Below are 11,693 nucleotides of genomic sequence, written 5' to 3' on the forward strand. Positions count from 1 at the left end.
TTTTTATTAGTTTCTTTGATTATCATTATAAATACGGTAATAGTAACAGTCCCATTATTAGAATATTATTTAAAAGTAGGGGTAGTAGAGCCAGAAAAAATACAGTGGGATATGTATGATTTTTCTTTTGTAAAAATATTTAATACATCACTTGAAAATTCAATTAGTTCTCCCAATTTAGGAGTTATTGGAATTGTAACGATAATATTAATAATGATTATTATGGGAAAACAAATTATAGATGTTAAGGTAAAGTTATTAACAACCTATATAATTTTTTTCTTAGTAATGGTAACGAATTTATTTCCGTGGATGCTATTAACTGATACTCCGATAAATATTATTCAGTATCCTTGGAGATTAATGGCAATTATAATACCATTAATATCAGTTATGTTTGTATATGTAATTGATAAAAAGATAGGATTGGAATATAAAAGATTAGTTATGATTATAATATTTAATATCATAATTTCTTTAGGAACACAAAATATATTCATAGAAAATGCATATAAAACAACAACTTACGCTCCTTCTACAAGCTATTTAAGATCGCCTTGGGGATATTTAATAGATTCTAAAGACTATAACGAATCGCTAAGTAGAAATAATTTGGATAATAGTTATGGATATCATGATTATATTCCTAAAAAAAGTGAAGGGGTAATTAAAAATATTTATAATCTAGAGGTTATTCAGGAAAGTTGGAAAAGGAAATTACGGGAAAATGAAATTAAAAGATCATATCATAAGGTAACATATGATTTAAGTAATCTTCCTAAAAAATCTGGAGAAATGAAATTACCTTTCATCATTTATAGGAACTCTGATTATAGATTATTTGTGAATAATCATAGAGTTAAAGTCGAGTCAGATAAAAATGGACAATTAGTGATTAATAAAGATAATAAGTCTAGAGTTAAGGTGGAGATAGAATATCTTGTTCCAACATTCCATAAGATATTACTAGCAGTATCAATTATTTCTGTATTATTTAATATTATTGTATTATTCATTATAAAGTTTTGGAATATATAGAGATGAAAAATTAACAGTTTAAAAAAATAAAAAGATGACGAGAATCACTTTGATTCTCGTCATCTTTTATTATATATTATTTATTTTTAGCTTCGCGTTTTAATTCCATCTTACGCATCCAAGGAAGTAAGAAACCTAAAACAATTAAGAAACCAACTGTTAAGAAGTTCATGAATAATTGATGGTTGAAAGCTTTAGTTCCTGGGTGAGCATCTTGAGGGATGAATCCCATTGTTGCACAAACGAATGTGAAGATGAAGCACCAGAATCCAACAATAATTGCACCAGTCTTGTTCTTAATGAAGACATAGTATGATTTGAACTTATCTTGTTGGAAGCGGATGGCTAAGAATGCTACGAACACAAGAGCTGTCTTGTAAGGTGATACGATCCCGTTCAAGTTCAATAACCAGTTGTAAATTGAGTTGATGTTAGGAAGAGTACCACTTAAAAGAAGTAATAATAAACTGATACCAGCAGTTAATGTATAACTGTGGATTGGACGACCAGCTTTGTTCTTCTTAGTTAACCAGCTAGGCATGTACTTAGCCGCTGTATCACTAGCGAACACACGACTTGAAGCATCGATTAAGATTGCTAATTGAGCAAGCATGAAGAATAATTGGACAACTGCGAAGACATACATTAAGCTCTTACCCATACCAACTTGTTCTCCAAGTAACTTGAAGGCATAGTATGGACCGTTCATCTTAAAGTCATGTGGAATGTGGTTAGCGTTAAAGAAGACTGTTAATGACAATGTTCCAAAGATTGTAAGGAAGGCAGTCATTAAAGCTAACATCCACATAGCTTTAGGGAAGTCACGCTTAGGATGTCTCATCTTACTAATGTAAGGAGCGGCAAGTTCAGCCCCTGACATTGCGAAGATTAATAATCCAGTTGTTGAGAAGTAATGTAAACTAAAGTTAGGCTTGAATGCAGCTAAGTTAAATGGTTGCGTTGCGATGTGAGCACCGTGAGTTAAAGCCCAACCAGTCATGAATACAAATAACATTGAGATGGCAAACATTGCACCACCACCGATGATTGATAATACTTCTAATGAATCACGGAAGACATTTTCAAAGATAATGAATAATAGGATAATGACAAATGTAAGTAATCCGAATTGGAAAGTAGACATATGCTTTCCTAAAGTATTATCACCGAGGATGATCCATGATAATGAGACAATTACTGAGTTTGAAACATCAACTAAGTAAGGGATTGTTTGAGTCCAATACATCCATGAAGTGATATAACCAAAAAGGTCACTTCCAGTCCCACGACGAATCCATGAGGCTAATCCACCTTCTTGATTGTCAAATGTTAAACCTAATTGAGTCGCAATTAAAGCGTAAGGGATAACATAAGTGAATAAAAGGAAGATCCAAGAGATAACAACAGATAATCCTTGATTTTGATAAGGATAAAAGATATTTTCAAAACTAATAATTGTAACGAAATCGAGTAAGGCAATTACAGGCCAACTCATATAATGTTTCTTTTCGTCTAACATAAAAAATAAGTCTCCTTGATATTTAATTTTCATAATTATTGCGTGTGATAATTATGAAAAACAAGGAGGCTTATTTTTGCGTCTGAAAAAATTAACAGACAACGACTCCACAACCTTTCTTAAGATTTTCTTTACCATTAAGTATTTTAGCTTAGTTTTCAGAAAAATACTAGGTTGTGAACATTATTTTCAGAAAAAGAAATTAATTTTTAATAAATCGAGCTTTTAAAGCCCATAAAATTGCGACTGTATCAATGACTTCTTGACATAAAGCACCATAAATAGCAGGTAAATAACCAAATGAAGCGATTATCATTAGAACACTACAGATAAATATCCCTAATAAAACAGCTTGGCGCGCAATCTTAAGAGTGTTTTTAGCAATTTTAATTGCTGAAATAACTTTCATAAGGTCATCTTTAACAATGACAGCATCAGCTGCTTCACTAGCTGCAGTTGATCCATTAGCACCCATTGCAATCCCAATATCTGCTTGCGCAAGGCAAGGAGCGTCATTAACACCATCACCGACCATAATTACAGGTCTTTGTTTTTTAGTTAATTTTTTTAGTTCTCTTATTTTATCTTCTGGAAGTAAGTCAGCTTTGACTTGATTAATACCAACTTGATGAGCGACTTGCTTTGCAATAGCACTTTGATCACCAGTTAACATGTAAAGATTACTAATACCTAAATTATGTAATTGTTGCATTGTTTCATTGGCTTCGGGGCGCACATGATCAATAAAAGTAATATAACCTTGGAGAATATTATCGGCACTGATATAAATAGCGGTTGTTTTTAGAGGTTCCATTGGTGAATCAGGCGCAGCATACTTTAATTTACCAACTTTAATAACCTTCCCCGCAATGACAGCTTGCACTCCATTACCAGTCACTTCTTTTAATGATTCTAAGGGAGCTAAGGTAATATGTTTTTGACGGGCATATTCTACAACGGCACGTCCAAGAATATGAGAAGATTCTTGTTCAACACTGGCAGCGAGATATAAGATATCAAGTTGGCTAATTCCATTTAAGCGGTGGATGCAATCAACACTAAGCATACCTGAAGTAATTGTACCGGTCTTATCGAAAGCAGCCGACTTCGCGGAAGCAAGCTTTTCTAAGACGTTTCCATTTTTGACAATAATTCCTTCTTTGGATGACCGACTCATGCCTGCAACTAACGCAACAGGAGCTGCTAGAATTAATGGGCAAGGCGAAGCAACTACCAGTACCTCAGCGAATCGTCTTATATCCTTTGAATACCACCATGCCCAACTTGCTAGTAAAATTGCGATAATGGTAAAAGGAATGGCATAACGGTCAGCCAATCTAACGAAGTGTGCGGGAGTTTGTTGAGCTTGCTCAACTAAACGAACAAGTTTTTGATATTGGCTATCTTTAGCTAATTTAGTAACGCGCATATAGATTGAATTGTCACCATTAAGTGACCCAGACATAATAGAATCATTGATTTCTTTGGCTTGGGGCTGTGATTCACCCGTAAGTGATGCTTCATTAATAAGAGTAGAGCCTTTAATGATGGTACCATCAACAGGGATTAATTCGTTAGGCTTTACAAGTAAGATATCATCGATTAAGACGTCATTAACGTTAATAGCTACAGTTGAATCGTTGACTAATTTATGAGCAGTTTGCGGTGAATTATCAAGCAAAGATTTAAGTTCTTGATTAGCTTTATTAGCGGCATAATCTTCAAGCGTATCACCACCAACTAACATAATTAAAACAATTAGCTAGCCCAGTATTCGCCAATAAATAGTGTAGAACTAATCGCAAGAATAGCTAAAAGATCAACTCCATAACGCCCAGAGCGGATAGTGTTAATCATTTCAATAATCATTGAAATGGAGATGAGACTACCAACTAATGTGATAATCAACTTGGCTAAGTAAGCTTGATGAAATAAAAATTGTAATCCTAAGCAGATAAGGGCAATTATAAAAATAATAATAAGTTTCTTTCGATGAGATAAATGTAACATGAACTAAACCTCCTTTAATATTGCTTGTTCTAACTATAATTATATAGAAAAAATAATAATGAAGAAATAGAGTTAAAACTAAATTGAAGAAAAATAAAAAGACTAGATAAAAACTTATCTAGTCTTTAATAAATTATTCAAATGGTTTTTCGTTTAATGTGATAACCCCAATCGCATTTAAGCCTGTATGGGTCATAATGATTGGACTTGTGAGGCGTTTAAGGACGTCAATGTCTTTATTATCATTATTAGCTAAGATGGTGTCTTGAACTTGTTGAATTAATTCAGGATCAGTATCAACATGAGACAATCCCATATCAATGACTTTATTATCTTTATATTCTTCAGCAAGATTCTTCGCATGCTTAATAAATGCTTTCTTACTGCGACCTTTAGAATAAACGATAAGTTCTTTTTCGGTGAGTCGAACAATAACTTTAAGGTTAATTAATTTAGTGATTGCTCCAGCCAAGCGACTAACACGTCCGCCGGCAACTAGACAATCAAGATTATCAATTAGAACCTCAACACGAGTGCGTGAACGAATGTCAGCGAGGTGTTCTTTGATTTCTTCAATTGATTTGCCTTCTTGTAAATCTTTAGCAGCAGCTAGAACTTGGAATGAAAGTCCGCGGTCAGTTGATTTACTGTTGATGACAGTTACTTTAGAAGATGACATTTCAGCAGCTGAACAAGCAGTTTGGTAGGTACCTGAAAGAGCATCGGTGATTAAAATAGCGAGAACTTCGCTACCATCTTCGCCAAGTTTGTCGAAGGTTTCTACGAAACGCCCCATTGAAGGTTGACTTGTCTTAGGAATGATACCTTTACGTAAGAAGCTAACAAGTTCTGGTCTTGAAATATCTTCACCATCAATGTAGTTTTTGCCATCAACTTCAACTGAAAGGGGGATGACAGTAATATTATATTTTTCAATTTCTTCTGGTGTTAATTGGACTGATGAGTCAGTCACGATTTTTACGTTTGCCATAGTAGTTACTCCTCTCGGCAAGTTGCTACTTTAATTATAGCAAAATTTGTTTACGCTTACTATTATAGCATAAATGTTTTTTGAAACAAGTATATATAGATTTTAAGTCTAGGTTAAGAATATTAAAAAAAGTTTTTTTTAAGGGTTTGAAATTGTATAATAAAATAGGACGAATATTGACTTGTAAGGGGGTAAAAAGATGACAAAGAGACTTTCAATTGTTGTTCCTTGTTATTTCGAAGAAGAAACGATTCCATTGTTTTACAAGGAAGTTGAAAAAGTAAAAAAAGATTTAAAAAATATCGAACTCGAATATTGGTTCGTAAATGATGGATCAACTGATAATACTTTAGACGAAATTAAAAAGTTATATAACCAAGATCCAGAACATGTACATTATATTGATTTTTCACGGAATTTCGGAAAAGAAGCGGCCTTATATGCAGGATTGCAACATGCAACTGGGGAATATGTGACTGTGATGGATGCGGACTTACAAGATCCTCCTTCAATGTTACCGAAGATGTTAGAAATCCTAGAAGATGAAGAATTAGATTATGATTGTGTGGGGACCAGAAGAACTGACCGAGAAGGGGAGCCGCCAGTACGTTCATTCTTCGCTAAAATGTTCTATAAATTAATCAATAAGATTTCTGATGCCGGTATTGTTGATGGCGCACGTGATTTCCGCTTAATGAAGCGTTACATGGTTGACGCAATCTTATCAATGACGGAATACAATCGCTTTTCTAAGGGAATCTTTAGTTGGGTTGGATTCAAGACCAAGTATCTCGAATATGAAAACCGCGAACGTGTCGCAGGGAACACTAGTTGGAGCTTTTGGAGTTTATTAAAGTATTCAATTGATGGAATTATTGATTTCTCACAAGCTCCATTAGATGTAGCTGTATACCTAGGGTTGTTATCGTCTATCGGATCAGGAATAGGAATTATTTTTGTAATCGCACGATACTTAATTGAAGGTGGCGGATCATCCGCTTATGGATGGGCGTCATTGATTTGTGTGCTCTTATTTATTGGGGGAATTCAATTATTAAGTTTAGGTATTGTTGGAAAGTATATCGGAAAAATCTTTGCAGAAGTTAAGAATAGACCGGTATATATTGTTAGAGAAAAGAAGTAATTAACTTAAAGTATAATGTAGGAGCTATAGGATGGAAAAGAAAAAAGTATACGCTGTTGTAGTTACATATAACCGATATAAGTATTTGTTAGAATGTATAGAAGCATTATTAACTCAAAGTTATGCATTAGAAAATATCGTAATTGTTAATAATGCTAGCACGGATAGAACGGAAGAAGCATTGAAAGAAAAAGGGTATCTAGATGATAGTCGAATTACATATTTATTACAGGAAAAAAATATTGGTGGAGCTGGTGGGTTCTATGAAGGTATGAAATATGTGAGTGAACAAGATTATGATTATTTGTGGATAATGGATGATGATACTATTCCAAATAATGACAGTTTAGAAGAACTTTTAAAAGGTGAAAGTAAGTTAATATCAAACGGAGAAAATCCTTCATTTCTAGCTAGTTCTGTATTTGGAGAAAATGGAGAACTCATGAATGTACCAGTAATTAATACGTATGATTCAAAAAATGGATATCCGTTTTGGTACAGATATTTATCTGATTCTATTGTTTATATTAAAAGAGCTACTTTTGTTTCATTGTTATTTCCTAAAAAGTCAGTTGATATAGTTGGGTTGCCATGTAAAGATTATTTTATTTGGGGTGACGATTATGAATATACTCAACGTTTAGTTAAAATTGTTGGTCATGCATTTATGATTGGAAAGAGTAAAGTAATTCATAAGAGAAAAAATCCCCAAACGCTTAGTTTGTTTAAAGTAAATGACAAAGAAAGATTAAATAATTTCTATTTATTGTATAGGAACGGACTTATCAATAAAATTTATTATGATGGTAAGAAAGCAGCTATTTATCAGTTGATGAAGGATGTATATAATGTATTACGTTGTTTAACTACAAAATATCCATTTAAGCGAATGAAGCAAATAATTAAAGGAGATTTTAAAGCCATCATTGAATATCATAAATTTAAAAAGTATATTGATAATCAAATAAAAAAATAAAATTAAGTCTTAGAAAACTAAAAAAGAACTTGATAGTCTTCGTTTCAAAACGAAGATTATCAGGTTCTTTTTTAGTTTATGTTATTTAAGAGATTTGTTTATTAAGAATATCTTCTTTAAAAAATGAATTATCTGTTAAAAATGAAATAAAGATAATATTATACGCATATTCCCAAAGATGTTGATCGATTGCAGAACTTAGAAAAACAAATAACATTGCTAATAAAAGTGAATACGCTTGTTGCTTAGAGAATTTTTTGATTAAAGCAGTGAAGAATAATAATGAAATAAAGAAAATAAAAAGTCCATCTATAAGAATGAGACGAACATACGAAACATCAATAAAGAAATAATCTTTAAAGGATACGCGTCGTAATCCACCAAATCCATTTTGCGGAATAAATTGCCCTAGTAAAGTTACGTTGAAATCGGTAAAACCTTTATGACCATAAAAGAGACGTCCAGAAAGGATGCTATTTAATTTATTGAAAATGATATTGCCCTCGTTGAAAAAATAAGCTAGCAAAATATTAATAAAAATAAAAATAATAGATACCATGCTAAGATAAACGTAATTCAACTTAGAAAAAATGTTAAAAATCCACTTTCTAAGAAAAGTACTAATAATTAAGAGGATTAAAAGTAAAGTATCTAACTTAGTATCTGTAATAAAATAAACAATTAATGTGACAGCAATCAAAGATATAAATTCAGAGATAGATAATCTAAATTTCTTCAAAGATACGTATGTCAAAGCAATATAAAAACACTTAGCGGCTAAATTTGTTGGGTAGATATGCCCGAGAGAAAGGCGAAGCGTTGACGAATTTGATCTACCAACTGATAAGGTAGGAATTACGTGGAATAAAGATAATAGTATTACTATTACAGTACATAATATTACAATACTTAAAAACCATTTAAGAATTTTTTCGAGTTTTATATCTCTAGCACCAAGTATTAAAAATGTGTAATAAAATTCGTTATAAGATAATGAATTTTTGCCGATTACAAATAATAAGAATAAAAATAAAAATAATAACAATCGCTCAAGCATCGAGTATTCATCTAAAATAAATATCTTTACAGAAATCAACAAACTAGCAAATAATGTAATGTAGAAGACGACATTTTGTAATTCGTTCATAACAAAGGTACTACCTAAAAGATTAGGGATAAGATAAATAGAAAACGATGCAAAAAAAAGAATAGATGCAATGTTTGCATTTTTTTCGACTAAAAATTTTTTAGCGAAATTAATATATGATTCAATTTGCATATAAAACTCCTCATTATAAAGTTGTAATTATAAAAATATTATAGTACGAGAAGAAAAAATCCGCAATTTATGATAGTATTACTATGTATCAAATATAGACAATTAATAATTAATTGTGATTTATATGAGGAGAAATAAAATGACAAAATATTTAGTAGTAGGTGCCGGATTGTTCGGTGCGACATTTGCTCATGAAGCAGCTAAAAGAGGTCACGAAGTAAAGGTTATAGAAAAGCGTGATCACTTAGCTGGTAATATCTATACAAAGGAAGTACATGGAATTCAAGTTCATCAATTTGGTGCCCACATTTTCCATACATCAAACAAGGAAGTCTGGAACTATGTGAACCAATTCGCTGAATTTAACCGTTATACTAACAGCCCAGTGGCTAACTATAATGCGAAATTTACAACATGCCATTTAACATGAACACTTTCAATAAGTTATGGGGTGTGGTAACTCCACAAGAAGCAATGGACAAAATTAATGAACAAAAGTCTGTGCTTAACGGTAAGACTCCAGAAAACCTTGAAGAACAAGCAATCTCATTAGTAGGTACAGATATCTATGAAAAACTAGTTAAAGGTTATACTGAAAAGCAATGGGGAAGAAAAGCAACAGAACTACCTGCTTTCATTATTCGCCGCTTACCAGTTCGTCTTACATATGATAACAACTACTTCAACGATAATTTCCAAGGAATTCCTGTTGGTGGATATACTCAAATCGTTGAAAAGATGTTAGATCATGAAAATATCACAGTTGAAACAGGTGTGGATTTCTTCGATAAGAAAGATGAATACATGAATGACTATGATAAAGTTCTCTTTACAGGGATGATTGATCAATTCTTTAACTACGAATTAGGGGAATTAGAATACCGTAGTCTCCGTTTTGAAACAGAAGTGTTAGATGAAGATAACCACCAAGGTAATGCAGTAGTAAACTATACTGATGCAAAAACTCCTTACACTCGTATTATTGAACACAAGCACTTTGAATTCGGTAAGGGAGAAGAAGGCAAGACAGTAATCACACGTGAATATCCAGCTGACTGGAAGCGTGGAGATGAACCATACTACCCTGTAAACAACGACAAGAACAACACATTGTATGAACAATATAAGGAATTAGCAGCTAAAAAAGCAAGAAATGTTATCTTTGGTGGTCGTTTAGGACAATATCGCTACTACAACATGGATCAAGTTATTGCTGCAGCTTTAGAAGCTGTTAATGAAGAATTTGAGGGATAATTTATGAAGGTAATTAAGAATTATCTTTATAATGCAGGGTATCAATTACTAAATATCATCCTTCCGCTTTTAACGGCACCGTATATTGGACGTGTATTAAAGCCAGAAGGAGTTGGAATTAATTCATATACTAATTCTTTAATTCAATGGTTTGTATTATTAGCAGGAATTGGAATTGGATACTATGGAAATCGAGAAATTGCTTATGTTAGAAATGATAAGGAAAAAATGACTCAAGCGTTTTGGGAAATCCAAATATTAAAAGTGTTTATGACAATTATATCATTTTTTGCTTTCACATTATTTTTACAAGTATATCGTAAATATTATATATATTTAATTTTCCAATCATTAAATGTGATAGCTGCGGCATTTGATATTTCTTGGTTTTATATGGGGATTGAAGATTTTAAGCGAACTGTTTTAAGAAATACGATAGTAAAAATTGTATCATTGATTGCAATTTTTAGTTTTGTTAAAGACGCAAATGACGTTGGATTATACATAATTATTCTAGCTTGTTCTGCTTTACTAGGAAATATCACGCTTTGGCCACACTTGAAGAAAGTCTTAACGAAAGTTGTTTGGAATAAGTTAAAACCTTGGAAACACTTCGTTCCAACGGTATCTTTATTTATTCCGCAAATAGCAACACAGATTTATTTAATTTTAAATAAGAATATGCTGGGAGCTATTGTTGGGTCAACATCTTCAGGAATGTATAATTCGTCTGATTCGATTATTAAGATGATTTTAGCAATTGTAACTGCGACTGGAACAGTGATGTTGCCTCATGTTTCTCATGCTTTTGCTGAAGGGGATAATAAAAAAGTAAACGAGTTATTATATAGTTCATTTGATTTTGTATCCTTTATAGCAATTCCGTTAACCTTTGGATTAATGGCGGTAAGTAAATATTTAGGATTGATGATATTTGGTCCTGGATTTTACGCTGTGGGTCAAGCAATGATGGGAGAAGCAAGCGTTATTGTATTAATAGGTTGGAGTAATGTAATAGGAGCGCAGTATCTACTTCCAACTGATAGGGTCAAAGATTTCACAATGTCAGTAACATTGGGTGCTGTTTCGAACATTATTTTAAATATTCCTTTTATTTATTTCTGGGGATTGATGGGAGCGGTATTTGCAACAGTTCTTTCAGAGTTAGTAGTAACGCTTTATCAATTTTATGTTGTTCGTCATCAGTTAAAACTCACTAAGATGATAGAGAATCTATGGAAGTATTTAATCGCGGGAATGATAATGTTTGTTCCAGTATATTACTTAGAAGAAACGTGGAAGCCCAAAGATTTAAGTTTGGTCGCTGCAGGACACATGGGATTAGAAATCCTAATTGGGATTTTGATATATATTGGGGTAATTTTAATATTAAAACCTACTATCATATATAAAGCAAAATATTTGCAAAAATAAGTAGAAGAAATTAGTTTTATTAATAAAAAATAAGGGTTAGGTGAAATT

The 11,693-nt window shown here is 32.3% G+C and carries 7 protein-coding genes and 2 pseudogenes; 5 read left to right on the forward strand and 4 right to left on the reverse strand.

From position 1 onward, the window contains the following. Nucleotides 1-1,038: hypothetical protein (locus JCM14209_RS10125; RefSeq protein WP_025022925.1), on the forward strand; the 1,038-nt coding region annotated here is incomplete at its 5' end. Between the two features lie 76 nt (nucleotides 1,039-1,114). Here the strand turns inward: JCM14209_RS10125 and JCM14209_RS07815 are convergent. The 3 genes and pseudogenes from JCM14209_RS07815 to JCM14209_RS07830 all read right to left on the reverse strand — a co-directional run bounded on the left by JCM14209_RS07815 (nucleotide 1,115) and on the right by JCM14209_RS07830 (nucleotide 5,558). After that, on the reverse strand, nucleotides 1,115-2,557 hold the full coding sequence (locus tag JCM14209_RS07815; RefSeq protein WP_025022926.1) for an APC family permease: 1,443 nt from the start codon (nucleotides 2,555-2,557) through the stop codon (nucleotides 1,115-1,117). A gap of 202 nt (nucleotides 2,558-2,759) precedes the next feature. Beyond that, a pseudogene (locus JCM14209_RS09485) lies at nucleotides 2,760-4,567 on the reverse strand (heavy metal translocating P-type ATPase). A 133-nt stretch (nucleotides 4,568-4,700) separates the two neighbouring features. Further along, a complete protein-coding gene (locus tag JCM14209_RS07830; protein ID WP_025022927.1) occupies nucleotides 4,701-5,558 on the reverse strand; it encodes a DegV family protein in 858 nt (285 codons plus the stop codon). A gap of 199 nt (nucleotides 5,559-5,757) precedes the next feature. Here JCM14209_RS07830 and JCM14209_RS07835 point away from each other — a divergent pair, with 199 nt between their 5' ends. Both JCM14209_RS07835 and JCM14209_RS07840 read left to right on the forward strand, forming a co-directional pair. Continuing rightward, nucleotides 5,758-6,702 (forward strand): glycosyltransferase family 2 protein, encoded by a 945-nt coding sequence (locus JCM14209_RS07835; RefSeq protein ID WP_025022928.1) that lies wholly within the window; start codon nucleotides 5,758-5,760, stop codon nucleotides 6,700-6,702. Nucleotides 6,703-6,733: 31 nt separating this feature from the next. Further along, nucleotides 6,734-7,678 (forward strand): glycosyltransferase family 2 protein, encoded by a 945-nt coding sequence (locus JCM14209_RS07840; protein ID WP_025022929.1) that lies wholly within the window; start codon nucleotides 6,734-6,736, stop codon nucleotides 7,676-7,678. Between the two features lie 85 nt (nucleotides 7,679-7,763). On the opposite strand, the gene JCM14209_RS07845 is transcribed toward JCM14209_RS07840, so the two are convergent. After that, nucleotides 7,764-8,957 (reverse strand): hypothetical protein, encoded by a 1,194-nt coding sequence (locus tag JCM14209_RS07845; protein WP_025022930.1) that lies wholly within the window; start codon nucleotides 8,955-8,957, stop codon nucleotides 7,764-7,766. A gap of 139 nt (nucleotides 8,958-9,096) precedes the next feature. Between JCM14209_RS07845 and glf the strand changes: the two are divergent. Next, nucleotides 9,097-10,211, forward strand: a pseudogene (gene glf, locus JCM14209_RS09490) (UDP-galactopyranose mutase). Nucleotides 10,212-10,214: 3 nt separating this feature from the next. After that, complete coding sequence (locus JCM14209_RS07855; protein WP_025022931.1) at nucleotides 10,215-11,645, forward strand: oligosaccharide flippase family protein; 1,431 nt, start codon at nucleotides 10,215-10,217, stop codon at nucleotides 11,643-11,645. The last annotated feature ends 48 nt before the right edge of the window (nucleotides 11,646-11,693 follow it).

It is taken from the genome of Ligilactobacillus hayakitensis DSM 18933 = JCM 14209, assembly GCF_000615845.1.
GTDB classification, from domain to species: Bacteria; Bacillota; Bacilli; order Lactobacillales; family Lactobacillaceae; genus Ligilactobacillus; species Ligilactobacillus hayakitensis.